This window comes from Caballeronia sp. LZ062, from assembly GCF_031450785.1.
Classification (GTDB): domain Bacteria; phylum Pseudomonadota; class Gammaproteobacteria; order Burkholderiales; family Burkholderiaceae; genus Caballeronia.
This window is the reverse complement of the sequence record NZ_JARTWB010000003.1, coordinates 491,749-510,001: the sequence shown is the minus strand read 5'-3', so window position 1 is coordinate 510,001 and position 18,253 is coordinate 491,749. Positions and strand designations below refer to the sequence as shown.

Below are 18,253 nucleotides of genomic sequence, written 5' to 3'. Positions count from 1 at the left end.
TCTAGCGGGCGTCGGTCTCAGCGCGCTCGACGCTCACGTTTCCGCGCTCCGTGAAGCGGCTAGCAGCGGCCGGTTCCGCCAGCGAATCGGTAATGAGCGTCCAGTCGCGTTCAAGCGGCGTCCAGTGCTGCTGGCTCGCGCGCCCGAGCTTGTCGGAGGTGACGAGCACGAACACGCTCGCCGCCTGCGCGACGATGCATTCTTTCAGAAACGCCTGCTCGGCCGTCGCTTCGCACAGGCCGCGTCCCGCCACGACGCCATCCGCGCCGAGAAACGCCTTGTCGTAAGTCACGCGCGACAGCGCAAGCTGCGCAATCGGCCCGAGCGTGCTCATGCTCGACGGCCGCACGTCGCCGCCGATCAGCGTCACCTGCACGTCGGCCGCCGCGAGGGCACTCACCGCGAGCAGGTTGTTCGTCACGACCTGAATCTGCTTGCGCCCGGCGAGGCATCGCGCGAGTGCGGCGGTCGTGGTGCCGCCGTCCAGAAAGAGCGTGTCGCCGTCCTGCACGTGCCGCGCCGCCGCCCGCGCGATGGCTTCCTTCTGCTCCCGAAAACTCGCGCGCCGCGTGTCGAGCGATTCCTCCGGCTCATGGACGCCGACCGACGCCGCGCCGCCGTAAGTGCGCACGATGCGTCGTTCGTCGGCGAGCGCGCGCAGGTCGCGCCGCACCGTCGCCTCGGACATGCCGAAATGTTCGCAAAGCGCGGCCACGTCGTTCATGCCGGACAACACGGCTTTCAACATGGCTTCGCGGCGTTTTTCGACTTTCATGCGGTTCCTGTTCGGTTGAGCGCGGATTGAGCGTGCGTGCTGGCGGCGGTCCGAAAGTGTAGCGAATCGGGCGGCATTTTCGGGCGCGGTCAATGCTGCATCCATGCCAACGGTCTGCCTGTCATTTTGATCGTTCCGATCATTCTCGTTCGGAACGTTTGCGCGATTCGCTCAGTGTTAACGCCTACGCTCACGGAATTGCGCTCGAATCGATCAAAGGCTACACTCGGTATTGATCGAAATAATCATTTCTTGATCGAACCAAACAAGATCCTCCCGGAGACACCCATGGCCCAGATTCCCATCAAGCGCGCGGTGGAGCGCGTACCCGGCGGCATGATGATCGTGCCGCTGTTGATCGGCTCGCTGATCGCGACCTTCCTGCCAGGTATGCCGAAGTTCTTCGGCTCGTTCACAAGCGCGCTTTTCACCGGCGCGCTGCCGATTCTCGCGGTGTTCTACGTCTGCATGGGCGCGGGCATCGACGTCAAGGCGACGCCTTACCTGCTCAAGAAAGGCGGCGCGCTGTTCGCGACCAAAGTCGGCATGGCGATCCTGACGGGCATCGTGCTCGGGCACTTTCTCGGCGAGCAGCCGATCAGTTCGGGCATGTTCGCGGGTCTTTCGACGCTTGCCGTCGTCGCCGCGATGAACGACACGAACGGCGGCCTGTACATGGCGCTGATGGGCCAGTACGGACGCTCGGAAGACGTGGGCGCCTACACGATCATGTCGCTGGAATCGGGGCCGTTCCTCACCATGGTCACGCTCGGCGTCGCGGGCCTTTCGGCGTTTCCGTGGCCGACGCTCGTCGGCAGCATTCTGCCGCTCGCCATCGGCATGTTGCTCGGCAACCTGGATCGCGAAATGCGCGACTTTCTGGGCCGCGCGGTGCCGGTGATGATTCCGTTCTTCGCGCTGGCGCTCGGCGCGAGCCTCGACTTGCACAAGGTCTGGCAGGCGGGCCTGCTCGGCATCGGCCTCGGGCTTGCCGTGATCGTCGTCACGGGCATTCCGCTCTACTTCGCGGATCGTCTGACGGGCGGCACCGGCGTGGCGGGCGCGGCGGCGGCGAATACCGCGGGCAACGCCGCGGCGGTGCCGGCGCTGATCGCGGCGGCCAATCCGGTGTACGAATCGGCGGCGAAGTCCGCGACGCTGCTCGTGGCGGCCTGCGTGGTGGTGACGGCAATCGTCACGCCGATCGTGACCGCGGCCATTGCCAAGCGCGTGAATGCACGCAGCGATGCGCGCGTGGCAGTGGGCGCTCGCGACAAGCGCGGAGCCACGCAATGAGCGCGCACGAAGCCAGAGCGGCGAGCATGTTGATTCTTGCCGACGACCTCTCCGGCGCCGCCGATTGCGCCATCGCGTTCGCAGCGTCGGGACGCAAGACGGTGGTCACGCTGGACGTCACGGCCTCGTGCGACGACGCGACCGTGATCGCCGCCGACACGGACACCCGCCGTCTCGCGCCCGAAGCCGCTGGTGCGCGCGTCGCGGATGCATGGCACGCGCTCTTCGCACCGGGCCGGCGTCTGTACAAGAAGATCGATTCGACGCTGCGCGGCAACTGGACGGCCGAAGTCGCGGCGCTCGCGCGCGTCGCGGGGCCGGCCATCGTTGCGCCCGCGTTTCCGGCGACGGGGCGCGCCGTGCGCGACGGCATCGTCTTCGTGCATGGCGTGCCGCTCGAAGAGACCGAGACGTGGCAGCTCGAGCACGCCGGGCGCGACGCGCGCCTCGGACCGATGCTCGAAGCGGCAGGACTCTCGACCGCTCACATCGGGCTCGATACGTTGCGCGGCGCGCCCGAAACGCTCGCCGCGACCCTTGCGGCGGCGGCGGAGAGAGGCATCGGCGCGTTGATCGTCGATGCCGAAACGAGTGACGATCTCGCCGCGCTCGCGCGCATCACGGCATCGCTCGATGCGCCGTTCTTCTGGGTCGGCTCGGGCGGACTCGCACGCGAACTCGCCGCGCTGCCCGACCTTTTCGACGCGGCTGCATCGGCTGCGGCGGCGGCGCGGTCTGCATCGGCGGATGTCGCGCACGGTCCGGTGCTCGCGCTCGTCGGCAGTCTGTCGGCCGTGTCCGAGCGGCAATGCGCGATGCTGCGCACCGAAGCGGGCCTCGTCGAATTCATTCTGCCGCCCGCGGTGCTGCGCAACGGCGAGCGTCACGCCGAATGGCGCATGTGGGGCGAGCGCATCGGCGAAACGCTGCGCGGCGGGCGGGACCTGATCGTGCGCATCGGACGCGACGATGCCTTCGATCCCGCCGAAGGCGCGCGCCTCTCCACCGCGCTCGCCGCGCTCGTCGCGCCGCATTTCGACGCGCTCGGCGGGCTGATCGCGACCGGCGGCGAAACCGCGCGCGCGATGCTCGCGGCGGCGAACGTCGGCAGTCTCGAACTCGTGCGCGAAATCGAAGCCGGCGTCGCGCTCGGCGGGCGAGCACGGGCGCATCCGCAACAACGAACGGCGCGGCCATCGTCACGAAGGCGGGCGCGTTCGGCAGCGAGCATGCGCTTTACGGCGCATACCGGCACCTGCGCGGACTCTCGAACGCAAGCGCGGAAGCGGCCTCGACCGTTGCCGCCCGCTAAAACCACGCGAAACCTCAACATTCACCAACCATCATGACCAACTATCTTCCCGTAATCGGCATCACGATGGGCGACGCGAGCGGCGTGGGCCCGGAAATCGTCGTCAAGAGCCTGGCGCACGACACCGTTTATCAGCAATGCCGTCCGCTCGTGATCGGCGATGCGCGCCGCCTCGAACGCGCTATCGACATCACCGGCGTGAAAGCGACCGTCCGCCGCATTCAGGATGCGTCGGAAGCGCGCTACGAACCGGGCGTGATCGACTGCATCGACCTCGAACTGATTCCCGACGACCTGCCGTTCGGCCAACTTTCGCCGGTCGCGGGCGACGCCGCTTACCGCTATATCGCGCGCGCGGTCGAGCTCGCGCAGGCGAAGCAGATCGACGCCATCTGCACCGCGCCGCTCAACAAGGAAGCGTTGCACGCGGGCGGCCACAAGTTCCCGGGCCACACGGAAATGCTCGCGCATCTGACGGGCGTGGACGAAGTGTCGATGATGCTCGTCGCGCCGAAGCTGCGCGTCATCCACGTGACGACGCACATCGGCATCATCGACGCGATCCGCAAGATCGAGCCGGGGCTCGTGCAGCGCACCATCGAGCGCGGCGACGCGACGCTGAAGAAAGCGGGCATCGCGAAACCGCGCATCGGCGTGTGCGGGATCAATCCGCACGCGGGCGAGAACGGGCTTTTCGGCTACGGCGAGGAAGAAGAGAAGATCATTCCGGCGGTCAAGGCATTGCAGGAGCGCGGCCTCGACGTGACCGGCCCGCTGCCCGCCGATACGCTCTTCTATCGCGCGGGGCGCGGCGACTTCGATCTCGTTGTCGCCATGTATCACGATCAGGGGCACGGCCCGGTGAAAGTGCTGGGGCTGGAAGCGGGCGTGAACGTGACGGTCGGGCTGGATGTGATCCGCACGTCGGTGGATCACGGCACGGCGTTCGATATCGCGGGCAAAGGCATCGCCGATGAAGGCAGCATGCTGGAGGCGCTGCGGCAAGGCGCGGAACTGGCGACGCGGCGGGGGTGAGGCGGAGCGCTGCGGCACGGAACGGTAGCGCGGCGCGGTTCGTTCCGATGGACGCGCAGGCCACTCGGCGTTCGATATCGCGGGCAAGGGCATCGCCGATCAAGGCAGCATGCCGTGGCGCTGCGGCAAGGGACCGGTAGCGCGGCGCGCTTTATTGCGATGAAAGCACAGGCAACTCGGCGCTCGATATCGCGGCGCAAAGGCAGCGCCGATGAAGGCAGCTTGCCGTGGCACTGCGGCGAGGCGCGGCTGAGCGGAGCGCTGCGGCAAGGCGCGTCTGAGGCGGAGCGCTGCGGCAAGGAACCGGCAGCGTGGCGCGTTTCATTCCGATGGAAGCGCAGGCAACTGGTCGTTCGATATCGCGAGCAAAGGCATCGCCGATGAAGGAGGCATGGCGGAGGCGCAGCGGCGAAGCGCGGAGCTGGCGGCGCGGTGTGGCTGAGGCGGAGCGCTGAGGCAAGGCGCGGAACCGGCTACGCGGTGCGGCTGAGGCGGAGCGCTGCGGCACGGAACCGCCAGCGTGGCGCGGTTCATTCCGATGGAAGCCCAGGCAACTGGGTGTTCGATATCGCGCGCAAAGGCATCGCCGATGAAGGCAGCATGCTCGAGGCGATGCGACCGGGCGCGGACTGGCGACGCTTCGCGGTCGATAAGCCTCCGCAGCGCCGCCGGCACGGCAAACTCGCACCAAACCGTAACGGGAAGCCAAGCCTAATCGGCGCGACAATGGCGCTTCCCCGTCCGCTCAGCGTCGACCATGACCGCCTCCTTCGATACCCTGGCTTCCCTTTGGCGCATTGCCGGTCTGCCCGGCGATGCGCTTTCGTTCGTCGACCTGACCGGCCACGACCCGGTCTTTCCGTCTACGTTCGCGGTCGGCACGGCGGCCCAGTCCACCATCGCCGCCGCCGCGCTCGCCGCCTGCGAACTCGCGCACGCGCGCGGCGCGCCGCGTCAGCGCGTGACCGTCGATATGACGCACGCGGCCGTCGAATGCACCGGTTACTTCACGCTCGACGGCAAGGAACCGGAAACCTGGGGACCGTTCTCCGGGCTCTACCGCACCGCCGACGGCTACGTGCGCATCCATGCGAACTTCGCGCATCATCAGGACGGCGCGTTGCGCGTGCTCGGTCTCGATCCCGCCACGGCGACACGCGCGGACGCCGAGCGCGCGCTCCTCGACTGGCGCGCGGGCGATTTCGAAGAGGCCTGCGCGCAACGCGGCCTCGTCGTCGCGAAGCTGCGCCGCTTCGACGAGTGGGACGCGACGCCGCAAGGCCGCGCGCTCGCCGAGCAGCAACTCATGACGTTCACGCGCATCGGCGATGCGCCTCCGCTTGCGCTGCCGCCGCTCGCCAAAGCCGCGCGTCCGCTTTGCGGCGTGCGCGTGCTGGATCTGACGCGCATTCTGGCCGGCCCGGTCGGTGGCCGCGCGCTCGCCGCGTTCGGCGCTAACGTGCTGCTCGTGAACTCGCCGCATCTGCCGAATATTTCCGCGATCGCCGATACGAGCCGGGGCAAGCGCTCAGCGCACGCGGACTTGCGCTCCGATGAAGGGCGCGCGGCGCTGTGGCATCTCGTCGACGAGGCGCATGTGTTCTCGCAAGGGTATCGGCCGGGCGGGCTGGCGTCGCTCGGCTTCGGGCCACAAGCGCTGGCCGCGCGGCGGCCGGGCATCGTTCAGGTGTCGCTGACGGCTTACGGGGCGGCGGGTCCGTGGGCCGGGCGGCGCGGTTTCGACTCGCTCGTGCAGACCGCGATGGGCTTCAACGCCGCGGAAGGCGAGGCGGAAGGCGCCGGCAAGCCACGCACGCTGCCAATGCAGATACTCGACATGGCAACCGGCTTCTTGATGGCGTTCGGCGCGGCGGCGGCGCTTTGGAGGCAGCAGCGGGAAGGCGGAAGCTGGCACGTGGAGGTATCGCTCGCGCGGACGGGACAGTGGTTGCGCGGACTCGGCCGGATCGAAGGCGGATTGAGCACGCCCAAGCCGGATCTCGCACCGTTTCTGGAGCGCGTGCCGTCCGGCTTCGGTGAACTGGAAGCGGTGCGGCCGAGCGCGCAACTCGAGCGCACGCCTGCGGGCTACGAGAGGCCGTCGGTGCCGCCGGGGACGTCTGAAGCGCGATGGTAGCGCGCTTGCCGAAGGAGCGAATGCTGTTGAGACTTCGACTCATGACAGTCCAATGCCGCCACCGATGCTATCGCGAAAGCAGACCGAACACGCCTACGCCGCTTCGCGTGCCCACGTACACCTTGCCGTTCGCGATGGTCGGCGTAATGAACTTGTTGCCCTGACCGAACCGATCGCGCGCGCCCACCTGATTGCTGTTGTACAACTCGCGCGCGAGATTCGATGCATCGTATGCGTGCAGCGCCGCGATGGTGCCGTTTTCCACCGCCCACACGATGCCGTTCGCCGCGCCGTTCGCCGACACGCTCGGCGTCGCGCCCGGCGCGCCGAAGCTCGTCGGCGTCTGACTGGCGGGCGTGGACGAAAGGCGCGCGTCGGTGATCGTGAATGCCTTGATGCTGTCGCCGATTGCGCCGAAATAGACGGTCCGGTTGAAGTACGCGGGAATGCTGAACATCGGTCCGCGAATCTGCCCGACAATTTCCTGGTAGATGTGATCGGCGTTCGAGTCGAACTTGCCCATCGAATCCCGATCGACCACGTAGATCACCGAGTTCTTGCCCGCGCCGAGCGCGAGACGGCGGACCGTGCCGCTTGCATCGGCTAAGTCGGGCAGCACGAGCGCGCCGCCGGAACCGAGATCTTCGTCCGCGCTCGACTGTTGCACCGTGTTCGACGGCTGGAAATAATCGGTGACGGCGAGCGTCGGCGTCACGCCGAGCTTGAGAAAGCCGTTGCCGAAGTCGCCATGGATGGGCATGCCCTGCCCGTCGAGCGTCGCGTCGAAGGTGCCGTTGGCATCCAGAAAATAGATGGACGTGCCATCCGATGCGAGGCCCGCGCCGCTCATCCAGATCGCGCCCATTTGTCCGTTGGGCGTCACGTTCAGCACGCTCGCCTGTTGCAGCGTGGCCGCGTTGTAGCCGATCACCCAGCCGGTGTACGGCATGAAATCGCAATGCGACGTCCACGACGTGTAGACGACGCCATCGAGCAGCAGGAGCGACGCGCGTTCGGCGTACTGGCCCGGATCGAAGACGACGCGCCCGTTCTGGCTGCCCGCGCCGGTGCCGGGATACGACGCGGCGATCTCCGTCGGCCCGCCGAAAAGCTCCGCGCCCGTGGCGATGTCGAGCGCGTGAATCCGCTGGTGATAGCGGCCCGCACCATCCTTCGACATGCCGACGACGTACATCGCGCCTCGCGCCCGGTCGATGACAGGCGTAGCCGTAATGCCGATGGTAGGCGTTATCTGACCGCAGCCGTGGTCGTCGCTCGGGGTCTCGCCGCTTGCGAGCGTGCTCGCTTTCCAGAGCGTCGCGCCCGTGTCGGCGTCGAACGCAAAGACGCTCGCCTTCTCGGTCGCGACGTACAGCACGTTGTGCGCGCCGCCCGCCATGGAGACAGCGGCCAAAAAAAGCGGCTGCGCATCGACGGGGCCGTCCGCCGCATACACGGCGAGCTTGCCGAAGGCGGCCGCGTTGACGTTCGCGGTCGTGAGCGCGGATTCCGCGAGCTGCTGGCCCGTGCGCGCGATGTCGTTATGGTAAGTGGCGACGTCCATCGCGTGCGCGACCGGCTGCGGCGCGGTGCCGTCCGTGGCCGGGCCCGATGCACCCGACGCCGCCGCGGGATTGGCCGCGCCGCCGCCGGCTGCTGACGAACTCGTCGAAGAAGAACCGCCTCCGCTGCATCCGACGGCGATCGCCGCCGCGATCATCGCCGCGCCAAGGAAGGACAGCACTGCGCCATTCGAAAAATGCCATCTCATGTGCATTCTCCTTTCGCCGACGAACCGGGCACGCGGATGCGCTCCATTATGGCTCGCGGCGCGCCGTCCGTTTAACTCTTATCGGACGGGCGTTTGCTGCGGCGCATCAAACCTGCTAATATACGGGTTACTACCTAGGTAGTTAACCTAGACGCCACCGATTCAAGGAGTTGCCATGGGAATCCTAGCCCCGCTTTTTTCGTTTATCGCGGATGCCGTCCGCGACGCCCTCAAGGCCCGCGCGAAGGTGAGCGCGTTGATGGCCGAAGCCTATCGCCGCGCGACGTAAGCCCAGAGCGGGCGGCGGTGCTTCGCGCGGCCGCCCGTTCCTCTCGCGCTCACGCTACACGCTCACGGCAACGTGTACGCAATCACGTAATCTCCCGCCTTGGTTCCGAGCGAACCATGCCCGCCCGCCGTCACCACGACATATTGCTTGCCGCTCGCGTCGGCGTAGCTCATCGGCGTCGCCTGGCCGCCCGCCGGCAGACGCGCTTCCCACACCTTGTTGCCGTTGTGCACGTCGTAGGCGCGCACGTACTGGTCGAGCGTCCCAGTAAGGAACGCGACGCCGCCCGCCGTCACGATGGTTCCGCCTAGGCTCGGCACGCCGAGCGGCATCGGAATCGGCAGCGGCGCGCTGTCGCGAATCGTGCCGTTCTTGTGTTGCCACGCGATCTTCCCCGTGCGCAGATCGACGCCCGCGATATAGCCCCAGGGCGGCGCCTGACACGGAATGCCGAGCGGCGACAAGAACGCGTTCAGCTCGAAGCCGAACGGCGTGCCGCGCGCCTGCTTGATGCCGCTCGTCTCGCTGCCTTTCTTCTCTCCCGCCTGTTCGTCCAGCTTCTCGCGCGGAATCAGCTTCGACGTGAACGCCATGTAATCCGGATTCGCGATGAGAATCTGCCGCACCGGATCGACCGACACGCCGCCCCAGTCGAACACGCCGAAATTGCCCGGGAACACGAGCGTGCCCTGCTCCGACGGCGGCGTAAACGGCCCCTCGTAGCGCAGGCTCTTAAACTTGATGCGGCACCAGAGTTGATCGAAGGGCGTCGTGCCCCACATGTCCGCTTCGCGCACGCGCGGCGGATTGAAGTTCAGCGCGGACACGGCCTGCGTCGGCGAGGTGCGGTCGCCTCGCGCCGCGCCTTGCGGCACCGGCACCTCGTTGATCGGGAAGATCGGCTGACCGGTTTCGCGGTTGAGCACATAAATGCTGCCCTGCTTGGTCGATGCAATCAGCGCCGGCTGCATGCCCTGCGGTGTTTGCAGATCGACGAGCGTCGGCTGGCCGCCGACGTCCATATCCCAGAGATCGTGGTGCGTGAACTGATAGTTCCAGCGCAGCTTGCCCGTCGCGAGATCGAGCGCGACGACGCCCGCGCCGAAACGCTCGGCCTGCTGCGTGCGTTGGCCGCCCCATTGATCGGGCGTCTGATTTCCCATCGGCAGATAAATCATGCCGCGCTTCTCATCGACGCTGAAGACGGACCACATGTTCGGCGAGTTGCGCACATACGTGCCGCCGGGCGCAATCGGCTCGGTGGCGTCCGGGTTGCCCGAATCCCAGTTCCAGACCAGATGGCCGTCGTTGACGTCATACGCGCGGATCACGCCGGACGGCTCGTTATTCGATTCGTTATCCGTCACGTGACCGCCGACGATCACGAGATTGCGCGCAACCGCCGGCGGCGAGGTCGAGTAATAGCCGCCCGGCGTGAACGGCCCGACGTTCGTGCGCAAGTCGATGGTGCCGTTCTTCCCGAAGCTCGTGCAGAGCTTGCCGGTGTCGGCGTCGAGCGCGATGAGGCGCGCATCGGCGGTCGGGAGAAAGAGGCGGCGCGGGCATTCGTTCGAGGGCGCGGCGGGTTGCGCGGCCGTCTGATCGGCGGCCTGTGCGGGTGCGGACGCGGCGGCGTCGCTCGATGCGGCGGGCGTCGAGGCGGCATCGCCGGACGCGGCCGGCGTGGACCCGACGTCCGCCGTGGCGGCAGGCGCGGAAGCCTGTGCATCGGATGCCGCTTCCTGCGCGGCTGGTGCCGGTGCCGCCGCAGCCGCAGCCGCGTGCATCGCCGGATCGTAATAAGCGACGCCGCGGCAAGTCATATGCTCCCAGTGCTTGAAACCGACCGGGCTTTGAATCTGCGGATCGAAATGCCACCGTTCCTTGCCGGTGGCGGCGTCGAGCGCGAACACCTTGCTGTGCGGCGTGCACAGGAACAGCGTGTCGCCCACTTTCAGCGGCGTGTTCTCGTCGGTGGTTTCGGTCGGATCGCCGGGTCCGGGCATGTCGCCCGTGCGAAACGTCCACGCCATCTTCAGCTGATGCGCGTTCTGCGGCGTGATCTGCGCAACCGGCACATAGCGCTGGCCGAGCGGCGAGCCGCCATAATCGATCCAGTCGCCCGGCTGCCGTGCGGTCGCAGCGTTCGCGTCGGGCTGGTTCGGATCGGCTGCGACGCTCACGTCGATACTGCCCGCGCGATCGTGCGGATCGGTGAAGTACGTGCCGATGCCGAGCAGCACCGCCAGAACGATAGCGGCCGCGAGCGGCACGCGCGCAGCACGCGCGGTCGCGGGCGGACCGAAGAGCGCACCGCGATGCACGTACGGAATCAGCAGCCACAGCGCGAGCAAGACCCAGATCCACAAACGCGGCAGAAGCTGCCAGAAATCGAAGCGCGCTTCGAACACGGCCCAGATCGTCGATCCGAACAGCACGAGCGCGAAAAGCAGCAGCGCCGAGCGGCGCCTTATGAGCAGCAAGAGCCCGGTCAGCACGATGGCGACGCCCGTGATCGCGTAGTACCACGATCCATTGAGCGTCACGAGATACGCGCCGCCTGCCGCGAGCACCACGCCGATCACGATAAACGCGATCGCCGTGCCGAACGTGAGCGGGTGAAGTCTTGATGTACTCGCCATGCTGCAACCCTCCCTGACGAAGAATGGCGGAACGCGGCCGTCATCGGCCGGGGTTCGGACGTTGCCAGACGCGCTTGCGGCAGCAAGGCACGTGCCGTTCGCCGTAGGGAAGGCACACAGGGAAGCGGGAAAGCAGGAAGAAGGAAGACGAAGCGGCTTATTGCGATGTATCGAGTCCGTGCGTCGTGCTATTAGCGTGGACGCGGCCACCGTCCGCCATGAACCGTCGCGCAATGCGTTCCCGAAACGAGCGCGGCCTTTAGATCGCTGCGTTCCGAGAAACGCGGCGCGTCGAACCAGAGCAGGAACTCGTCGCGCCAGACGCCCCAGGCGTTCTCGTCGAAGTCGAAGTCTTCATCGATGCAGCCGTTGTCGCGCAAATACGCGCCGACCACTTGCTTGCCGTTCCAGTACGCGACGGCCACATCGGTCAGATCGGCGGTCATGCCGCGCGGAAGGTCGCGAAGCAGCATGCCAAGGTGCGCCCTGAACGATGCGAATTCGGTCGGTCTCATCGCGTGCTCCGCTTCAAAAAGATGCGTTGAAAACACTTGCGCGGCACGTGGACTCAGCCGAACGCGCCCATATTGAGGTCCTTTTCGAACGCCGCCACCCATGCCGTGCCGTGACCGGTTCACGTGCTCCCGCAGCGAATAGCCATCGTCCACGACATCCGATTCGCCTGCCTCTGCACGCGATATCCGAGCCGGTAACGCGCGCGAAACGCGAGGAGTCCGCCCTTTCGTCAGGAGCGGTCACTGACATGGCGCTGCGTCATCAAACGCTGCTCATTCAAGGTAGCACACGCGCGCAGGAACGGCGAAACGAATCGCGTCGGGTGCGCGGCTAGGCGTACACGAGCTGCACGCAACTTGCTGTAAGCCACGGCCAATTCATTTCCGAAAGGTATTGCCGATGAACGTTTCGCCATTCCGACACGCGCTTTTCTGCGCGGCCTTGCTCGTAAGCGCGCACGCCCACGCCGACCAGACTCCGTGCGGCGTGCTGCAAGGCGATTCGGGCAACGCGCTGACGTTGCGGGAAGGCGCGCGCGCCGATCTCGTGCAAGGCGGGAAGGCCGTGCACGGCACGCTGCATATCTATGAGGATGGCGCGGTGTATCGCGTGTACTGGCAGCCGGACGGCAGCGCCGAGCAGTACGTGCTCGCGACTGCAGGAGAAGGCGCCGGAGAAACAGCGTGCGCCTGATTTCGACGCCGCCGCGCGGTTCGAAAGTGGACGCGGGACCGGGCACGCTGCCGCCGCAGCAGGTGCTCTCGTGTCCCGCGTGGTGAAACAAAAGCGTCGAACGATGCCTTACTTCGCCAGCACCTTGCCGATGGCATCGGCGACGGTCTGCACGTTGCTCTCGTTCAGGCCCGCGACGCACATGCGCCCCGAGCGCAGGATATACACGCCGAATTCCTCGCGCAGACGGTCCACTTGCGGCGCCTCGAGGCCCGTGTACGTGAACATGCCCCGCTGCTTGATGTAGCGCGACAATGCTTCGCCGCGTACATGGTCGCGCAGTCCGTCGTGGATCGCCCGGCGCATACGCGCGATGCGCTCGCACATCGCGGCGAGTTCTTCTTTCCACGATTGCGCGAGTTCCGGCGTAGTGAGCACCTTGGTGACGATCTTCGCGCCGTGCGTCGGCGGATTGCTGTAGTTCGCACGCACCGCGCTCGTCAGCTGGCCGAGCACGCGGTCCGCTTCGGCGGCGTCGTCGCAGATCACATGCAGGCCGCCGCAACGCTCGCCGTACAGCGAGAAGTTCTTCGAAAACGAGTTGGCGATGAACGCCGGCACGCCGCGGCGCGCGAGCTCACGCACGGCGAACGCGTCGTCGTCCAGCCCCGAGCCGAAGCCCTGATACGCCATGTCGACGAACGGCAGCAGGTCGCGCTTTTGCAGCACGTCGATGATCCGCACCCACTGCGCTTCGTCGAGGTCCACGCCCGTCGGATTGTGGCAGCACGCATGAAGGAGCACGACGCTCTTCGCGGGCAGCGCGTCGATGGCGTCGAGCATCGCGTCGAAACGCAGACCGCCGGTGGCTTCGTCGTAGTACGGATACGTGTTCACTTCGAAGCCCGCGCGCTCGAAGATGAAGCGATGGTTCTCCCACGTCGGATCGCTCACCCACACTTTCGACGCCGGAAAGTATCGCTTGATGAAGTCCGCGCCGACTTTCAGCGCGCCCGAGCCGCCGAGCGTCTGCACGCTCGCAATGCGTCCTTCGGCGCGCGCCGCGCTGCCCGTGCCGAACACCAGCGCCTGCACGGCGTCGCGATAATGCGCGAAACCGGCCATCGGCAGATACGGCTTCGGGCCGAGTTCCTGCAGAATCGAGCGTTCCGCTTCGCGCACCGCCTGCATGACGGGCAAGCGGCCGGCGTCGTCGAAATAGATGCCGATGCTCAGATTGACCTTGTTCGTGCGCGGGTCCTTCTGGAAGTTTTCGTTCAGCGTGAGAATCGGGTCGCCGGGATAGGCATCGATATGTTCGAACATGGTCTCGAAATCAGGGGAAAAGTCAGGACGAAGGATCGGCGGGACGGCGCGCGGCGCCCCTGGTTTTGAGATAGTAGCCGATTCCGAGAACCGCCAGCCAGAGCGGGATGAGATAGACGGAAAGCCGCAGATCCGGCGTTTCGTACATCACCCAGACAATGCACGCGACGAACGCAAGGCACAGATAGTTGGTGAACGGATAACCGAGGCTTTTGAACGACGTCACCGCGCCGCGCTCGCGCTTGTGCTGGCGGAACTTCAAATGAATGATGCTGATCATCGTCCAGTTGATGATGAGCGCCGCTACCGCGAGCCCCATCAGCAGTCCGAACGCGCGGCCCGGAATCAGATAGTTGATGAGCACGCACGCGGCCGTGACGACCGCCGAGACGAACAGCGCCGCGAGCGGAATGCCGCGCGCGCTCACGCCGCGCAGCGCACGCGGTGCGTTGCCCTGCTGCGCGAGACCGTAGAGCATGCGGCTATTGGCATACACGCCGCTGTTGTACACGGAGAGCGCGGCCGTCAGCACGATCACGTTCAGCACGTTCGCCACGACCGTGCTGTTCATTTCGCGGAAGATGAGCACGAACGGGCTGCCGCCGGTCGCGACCTTGTCCCACGGATACAGCGAAAGCAGCACGCCCAGTGCGCCGATATAAAAAATGATGATGCGGTAGATGACCTGATTCGTCGCGCGGGGAATGCTGCGCGACGGGTCTTCGGCTTCAGCCGCCGTGATGCCGACGAGTTCCAGCCCGCCGAACGAGAACATGATGACGGCCATCGACATCACGAGACCGCTCGCGCCGTACGGAAAGAAGCCGCCGAGCCGCCAGAGGTTCGTGACGCTGGCTTGCGGCCCGGCATGGCCCGACGCGAGGAGATAGCCGCCGAAAAGGATCATGCCGACGATGGCCGCGACCTTCACGATGGCGAACCAGAATTCCAGCTCGCCGTATGACTTCACGCTCGTGAGATTGATCGCGTTGACGATGACGAAACACGCGAGCGCCGATACCCACGGCGGCAGCGCCGGCCACCAGTACTGCATGTAGATGCCCACGGCGGAAAGCTCCGCCATGCTCACGAGGATATACACCGCCCAGTAATTCCAGCCGGAGACGAAGCCGGCCGCGTGGCCCCAGTATTTGTCGGCGAAATGGCTGAACGAGCCGGCCACGGGTTCGTCGACGACCATTTCTCCCAGCTGCCGCATGATGAAAAACGCCATCAGCCCGGCGATCGCGTAGCCGAGCAGCACGGACGGCCCGGCGAGTTTGATGGTCTGCGCGACGCCCAGGAAAAGCCCGGTGCCGATGGCGCCGCCCAGCGCGATCAACTGGATATGGCGGCTCTTGAGTCCGCGCCTGAGGGTGTCGTGCTGCGGGGTGTCGTGCGGTGTTGCCGGGTTCTTGCCTGAAGCCATTGTCGATGTCTGCCTGAACTGCGAAGGACGCGCGCCGCGTTGACGCCGCGCGCCGGAAAAAACGCGAAAAGTGTTGTTTTTTTGTACGACGGGCCAGCGCGCACTGGGCGCGTTAGCCGACTCATGCGTCCGGCCGAGCCGAAAAAACACGCGATTTTACCGCCCCGCTGCCCGCAAAGCCTTGCCGGACGGACCTCGTGCGTTCACGCGGCGCGAAGCGCCGCCGTCAACCAACCAAACTGAGGCCGGAATCAGGTCTTTTTCGGAGGATTGATTTCGAAGCGCGCCGCGCAGAATCCATTCATCCACTCACGGGGGAAGCCAACATGTTCCAGACGATGCAAACGAACAGCACGCCGCAACAGACGGCGATTTTCGGCGCGATCGAATCGCAGGCCGGCATGGCGGGTTTCGACGCCGATCTGCTCGCGGAACTGCGCACGGCATCGGACAACGTGCTGCGCCTCGCCGCTCAGGTCCGCGCGCAGCCCGACGCCGACGCCGCAGAAACGCTCGCCGAGCAGCACGCCATCGCGCAACGGCTGATCGGCCGCCTGCTCACGATGCCCGTCGCGCCATTCTGAGCGGTTCTGAGCACCACCGAGCACACAGAACGAGCACCGAATCAGGATAACGAAAATGAACTACTTGACCATCATCGCCGCCGTCTGGGCCGTTTGCGCACTCTTCGCCGTGCTGTTCATCCGTGGCGCGACGCTGCGCGACCGGAAGCCTGTGCCGGTGCAAAGCAGCACGCGCCGCGCCGCCGCCTCCGCCGTGAAGGACGCGAGCCGCGCCGCGTGACGAACCCGACGCGCGGTTGCACGCGGCATCACTTGATCGCGGAAACCGCCGCGCGCAGTCCGAGCAGGTAGCTTTCCACGCCGAAGCCGCAGATTTGTCCCTTCACGACTTCGGAAAACACGGACACATGCCGGAACGCCTCCCGCGCATGGACGTTCGACATATGCACTTCGATGACGGGCGCGGTCAGAATGGCGAGCGCGTCGCGGATGGCGTAGCTGTAATGCGTCCACGCGCCCGCGTTAATGACGACGGCATCGACGTTTTCGGTAAACGCCTGATGGATGCGCGAGCACATCTCGCCTTCGATGTTCGTCTGATAGCACTCCACCTCCACGCCCAGCTCCTTGCCGAGCGCGGCCAGTTGCTCGTCGATCTGCGCGAGCGTCGCGGTGCCGTATTGCTTCGGGTCGCGCTTGCCGAACATGTTGAGGTTGACGCCGTGCAGCGTCAGGATCTTTGCCATGGTGTGTCCTTGATTGAGAAGCAGCGGGCTTGAGGTTCCGCAGATTCTGAAGGCCGGCTCGCGCGATGACAATAGACATTAGGCCATCGCGCCCGCTGACGCGCATTCAGTTCTCCGGCTTGCTGCCGTAAACAAGCGTATGACGGTCCACGCCGGTCCGCCCGCGCCTCACCGATGCCTTTTCCGCATTCTTCCGGTTCGCCGGTCATTCGCATGTCAGGCTCTTCGTCCCTGCTCGATTCCCTCCTGGCGACGCCGCCAGCGAGCGACGGGCGCATCACGCCGGGCATTCGCTCCTCGCTGCTCCTCACTCTGCTCGACGACATCCGTCCGCTGTTGCTCGCGGGCGGGTCGACCGCGTTCGTCGCGCTGGCGGCGCTCACGCGCGTGCATAGGCCGTGGGCCGTCGTCTGGTTCCTAGCCGACGCGCTGTTGCTCCTGGCGCGCGTGGTCGTCGTCTGCCGCTATCGCGCCGCGCGCCGCCGAGAGGCGCCCGCGCCGGAACCGTGGGCGCGGCGCTACGCACCGTTCGGGCTCGCCGCCTGCGGTTTGACCGGCCTCGGCACGATGGCCTGCGTCATGTCCGGCGACGCCATGCTCGCTTCGCTCGCCATCATGGTGACGGCGGGGATGCTCGGCGGCATCGCGTCGCGCAACGCGGGCGTGCCGCACCTCGCGACCTCCCAGATCTGCGCGGGCACGCTGCCCATCGCCGCGGGCGCGCTCCTCGGCCCCGCCGGTTACTGGATGCTCGTGCCGCCGCTCGCCGTCTATATCGGGGCGATGACCGTGGTCGTGCGCCGCCACTTTCGCAATCTCGTCGCGCTGATGACGGCCGAAGCAGAGCACGCCGAACTGGCCGCGCGCTTCGACGCCGCGCTCGCGCACATGCCGCACGGCCTTTCCTCGATCGACGCGGCGGGCGCCGTCGTCATCGCAAACCGGAAGGTGGCCGAACTGTTCGGTGCGACCGCCGACATGCTGCGTCTCGGCGTGCCGCTGCCGGAATTCATCGGCTATCTCGCGCTCGCGCAGCACGGCGAAGCTTTGCGCACGAGCGTGACCGCGCGCTGCGCGCAATGGCTGAAGGACGGCCACGCGCCGCTCGACGTGACGCTGCCCGATGGCCGTCAGCTCGAGCTGAGCCGCGATCCGGTGCCGGACGGCAGCGCCGTGATCATCGTCCAGGACGTGACCGAGCGGCGCCGCGCGGAAGCGAAGATTCTGCACTGGGCGCATCACGACTCGCTCACCGGTCTGCCGAACCGCCGCTATCTCGGCGATCACGCCGAGCGGCTGATGGCGGGCAGCGCGAATCGCGAAAAGGTCATGGTGATGTACATCGATCTCGACGGCTTCAAGCATGTCAACGATTCCCACGGCCACAACGCGGGCGACGAACTGCTGCGGCGCGTCGCCGACCGTCTGCGCAACGCGATGCGATACGGCGAACTCGCGGCGCGTCTGGGCGGCGACGAGTTCGCCATCGTCGCGACGTACATCGCGAATGCGGCGAGCGTCGCGTTCGCGCGGCGCATCGTGCGGGATCTGTCGTTGCCTTACGAACTCGACGCGGGCATGGTCGCGAAAGTCGGCGTGAGCATCGGCATCGCACTCGCGAAGCCGGGGGAATCGTTCGAGCGCGCGCTCAAACGCGCCGACATCGCGCTGTACGAGGCGAAGACCGAAGGACGCGGCGGATACCGCTTCTCGGAAAACGACGCGCTCGCTGCGCGCGAGGCACTCGAAGCGGTCGGCACGCCTGCGCATCGCATGTGACCGC

At 66.4% G+C, this 18,253-nt stretch carries 14 protein-coding genes and 1 pseudogene; 8 read left to right on the top strand and 7 right to left on the bottom strand.

Annotated elements, in window-relative coordinates; genetic code table 11:
- Position 1 precedes the first annotated feature (1 nt).
- Positions 2-775, bottom strand: coding sequence for a DeoR/GlpR family DNA-binding transcription regulator (locus P9239_RS22455; RefSeq protein ID WP_309755043.1), 774 nt, complete (start codon positions 773-775; stop codon positions 2-4).
- 288 nt (positions 776-1,063) lie between these two features.
- Here P9239_RS22455 and P9239_RS22450 point away from each other — a divergent pair, with 288 nt between their 5' ends.
- The 4 genes and pseudogenes from P9239_RS22450 (at position 1,064) to P9239_RS22435 (ending at position 6,555) form a co-directional block, all read left to right on the top strand.
- The gene (locus P9239_RS22450) at positions 1,064-2,071 is read left to right on the top strand and encodes a 2-keto-3-deoxygluconate permease (protein WP_309755040.1); all 1,008 of its coding nucleotides are present in this window, start codon (positions 1,064-1,066) and stop codon (positions 2,069-2,071) included.
- Positions 2,068-3,383 (top strand): annotated as a pseudogene (locus P9239_RS22445) (four-carbon acid sugar kinase family protein). Before P9239_RS22450 ends, P9239_RS22445 begins: the two are co-directional and overlap by 4 nt.
- A 33-nt stretch (positions 3,384-3,416) precedes the next feature.
- The gene (pdxA, locus tag P9239_RS22440) at positions 3,417-4,418 is read left to right on the top strand and encodes a 4-hydroxythreonine-4-phosphate dehydrogenase PdxA (RefSeq protein WP_309755035.1); all 1,002 of its coding nucleotides are present in this window, start codon (positions 3,417-3,419) and stop codon (positions 4,416-4,418) included.
- A gap of 757 nt (positions 4,419-5,175) precedes the next feature.
- Positions 5,176-6,555, top strand: coding sequence for a CoA transferase (locus P9239_RS22435; RefSeq protein WP_309755032.1), 1,380 nt, complete (start codon positions 5,176-5,178; stop codon positions 6,553-6,555).
- A gap of 67 nt (positions 6,556-6,622) precedes the next feature.
- Here P9239_RS22435 and P9239_RS22430 read toward each other — a convergent pair whose 3' ends face one another.
- The 3 genes from P9239_RS22430 to P9239_RS22420 form a co-directional block, all read right to left on the bottom strand.
- On the bottom strand, positions 6,623-8,326 hold the full coding sequence (locus P9239_RS22430) for a PQQ-binding-like beta-propeller repeat protein (RefSeq protein ID WP_309755029.1): 1,704 nt from the start codon (positions 8,324-8,326) through the stop codon (positions 6,623-6,625).
- Positions 8,327-8,677: 351 nt separating this feature from the next.
- Positions 8,678-11,257 carry a glucose/quinate/shikimate family membrane-bound PQQ-dependent dehydrogenase gene (locus tag P9239_RS22425; RefSeq protein ID WP_309755025.1) on the bottom strand — a complete coding sequence of 860 codons (2,580 nt, stop codon included), beginning with the start codon at positions 11,255-11,257 and terminating at the stop codon, positions 8,678-8,680.
- A 191-nt stretch (positions 11,258-11,448) separates the two neighbouring features.
- Positions 11,449-11,772 carry a hypothetical protein gene (locus P9239_RS22420; RefSeq protein ID WP_309755022.1) on the bottom strand — a complete coding sequence of 108 codons (324 nt, stop codon included), beginning with the start codon at positions 11,770-11,772 and terminating at the stop codon, positions 11,449-11,451.
- A 400-nt stretch (positions 11,773-12,172) separates the two neighbouring features.
- Here P9239_RS22420 and P9239_RS22415 point away from each other — a divergent pair, with 400 nt between their 5' ends.
- Positions 12,173-12,466, top strand: coding sequence for a hypothetical protein (locus tag P9239_RS22415; protein ID WP_309755019.1), 294 nt, complete (start codon positions 12,173-12,175; stop codon positions 12,464-12,466).
- A 108-nt stretch (positions 12,467-12,574) separates the two neighbouring features.
- Here the strand turns inward: P9239_RS22415 and P9239_RS22410 are convergent, their stop codons facing one another.
- Both P9239_RS22410 and P9239_RS22405 read right to left on the bottom strand, forming a co-directional pair.
- Positions 12,575-13,771, bottom strand: a complete 1,197-nt coding sequence (locus P9239_RS22410) for an amino acid aminotransferase (protein ID WP_309755016.1) — start codon at positions 13,769-13,771, stop codon at positions 12,575-12,577.
- 22 nt (positions 13,772-13,793) lie between these two features.
- The gene (locus P9239_RS22405) at positions 13,794-15,200 is read right to left on the bottom strand and encodes an amino acid permease (protein ID WP_309755013.1); all 1,407 of its coding nucleotides are present in this window, start codon (positions 15,198-15,200) and stop codon (positions 13,794-13,796) included.
- 326 nt (positions 15,201-15,526) lie between these two features.
- Here P9239_RS22405 and P9239_RS22400 point away from each other — a divergent pair, with 326 nt between their 5' ends.
- Together P9239_RS22400 and P9239_RS22395 are read left to right on the top strand one after the other, a co-directional pair.
- Positions 15,527-15,784 (top strand): hypothetical protein, encoded by a 258-nt coding sequence (locus tag P9239_RS22400; RefSeq protein WP_309755010.1) that lies wholly within the window; start codon positions 15,527-15,529, stop codon positions 15,782-15,784.
- Positions 15,785-15,839: 55 nt separating this feature from the next.
- The gene (locus tag P9239_RS22395; RefSeq protein WP_309755008.1) at positions 15,840-16,004 is read left to right on the top strand and encodes a hypothetical protein; all 165 of its coding nucleotides are present in this window, start codon (positions 15,840-15,842) and stop codon (positions 16,002-16,004) included.
- Positions 16,005-16,032: 28 nt separating this feature from the next.
- Here P9239_RS22395 and aroQ read toward each other — a convergent pair whose 3' ends face one another.
- Positions 16,033-16,470, bottom strand: a complete 438-nt coding sequence (gene aroQ, locus P9239_RS22390) for a type II 3-dehydroquinate dehydratase (RefSeq protein ID WP_309755005.1) — start codon at positions 16,468-16,470, stop codon at positions 16,033-16,035.
- Between the two features lie 213 nt (positions 16,471-16,683).
- On the opposite strand from aroQ, the gene P9239_RS22385 reads away from it, so the two are divergent.
- Entirely contained in the window at positions 16,684-18,249 is a 1,566-nt protein-coding gene (locus P9239_RS22385; protein ID WP_309755002.1) for a diguanylate cyclase domain-containing protein, read from the top strand.
- Positions 18,250-18,253: the final 4 nt, after the last annotated feature.

Bases quoted from the DNA above. Each gene is read 5' to 3' on its own strand.
- P9239_RS22435 (WP_309755032.1), top strand. From the start codon at position 5,176: ATGACCGCCTCCTTCGATACCCTGGCTTCCCTTTGGCGCATTGCCGGT.
- P9239_RS22455 (WP_309755043.1), bottom strand. From the start codon at position 775: ATGAAAGTCGAAAAACGCCGCGAAGCCATGTTGAAAGCCGTGTTGTCC.
- P9239_RS22425 (WP_309755025.1), bottom strand. From the start codon at position 11,257: ATGGCGAGTACATCAAGACTTCACCCGCTCACGTTCGGCACGGCGATC.
- P9239_RS22400 (WP_309755010.1), top strand. From the start codon at position 15,527: ATGTTCCAGACGATGCAAACGAACAGCACGCCGCAACAGACGGCGATT.
- P9239_RS22420 (WP_309755022.1), bottom strand. From the start codon at position 11,772: ATGAGACCGACCGAATTCGCATCGTTCAGGGCGCACCTTGGCATGCTG.
- aroQ (WP_309755005.1), bottom strand. From the start codon at position 16,470: ATGGCAAAGATCCTGACGCTGCACGGCGTCAACCTCAACATGTTCGGC.
- pdxA (WP_309755035.1), top strand. From the start codon at position 3,417: ATGACCAACTATCTTCCCGTAATCGGCATCACGATGGGCGACGCGAGC.
- P9239_RS22450 (WP_309755040.1), top strand. From the start codon at position 1,064: ATGGCCCAGATTCCCATCAAGCGCGCGGTGGAGCGCGTACCCGGCGGC.
- P9239_RS22415 (WP_309755019.1), top strand. From the start codon at position 12,173: ATGAACGTTTCGCCATTCCGACACGCGCTTTTCTGCGCGGCCTTGCTC.
- P9239_RS22430 (WP_309755029.1), bottom strand. From the start codon at position 8,326: ATGAGATGGCATTTTTCGAATGGCGCAGTGCTGTCCTTCCTTGGCGCG.
- P9239_RS22410 (WP_309755016.1), bottom strand. From the start codon at position 13,771: ATGTTCGAACATATCGATGCCTATCCCGGCGACCCGATTCTCACGCTG.
- P9239_RS22405 (WP_309755013.1), bottom strand. From the start codon at position 15,200: ATGGCTTCAGGCAAGAACCCGGCAACACCGCACGACACCCCGCAGCAC.
- P9239_RS22385 (WP_309755002.1), top strand. From the start codon at position 16,684: ATGTCAGGCTCTTCGTCCCTGCTCGATTCCCTCCTGGCGACGCCGCCA.
- P9239_RS22395 (WP_309755008.1), top strand. From the start codon at position 15,840: ATGAACTACTTGACCATCATCGCCGCCGTCTGGGCCGTTTGCGCACTC.